This window comes from Pseudonocardia sp. SID8383, from assembly GCF_009864975.1.
In the GTDB taxonomy this organism is placed as follows: Bacteria; Actinomycetota; Actinomycetes; order Mycobacteriales; family Pseudonocardiaceae; genus Pseudonocardia; species Pseudonocardia alni.
In genome coordinates, this window is record NZ_WWFY01000581.1 from 1 (window position 1) to 299 (window position 299).

The window sequence follows — 299 nt, forward strand, 5'->3', positions numbered from 1 at the left end:
GGGCCCGTCGGCACCGACGTCGCCGACCCCGACGGCGACGTCGCGGGCACCCCCGCCGGGGTCCCGGGTGCGGTCCTCCCCGCGACCGGGGCGGCCGCGGGCGCCGTCGCCGGAGCCGCGACGACCCCCGCCTCGATCACCGAGTCCGACGTGGAGATCGTCCCGGTCACCGTCGGACGGCCGGACTCCCGCAGCCGCCGTGCGGCCGTCGCCCTGGTCGAGGGGCTCGCCATGCCCACCGGCGGGCTCGGCAGGCTCGGCGAGCTGGGCGTGTGGCTGGCGTCCTGCCAGGGCACCTG

1 pseudogene is annotated in these 299 nt (G+C 80.3%); it reads left to right on the forward strand.

Annotated features, from left to right (window positions below):
- Positions 1 to 299: pseudogene (locus GTW08_RS13950) on the forward strand (hypothetical protein); the annotation flags it as partial.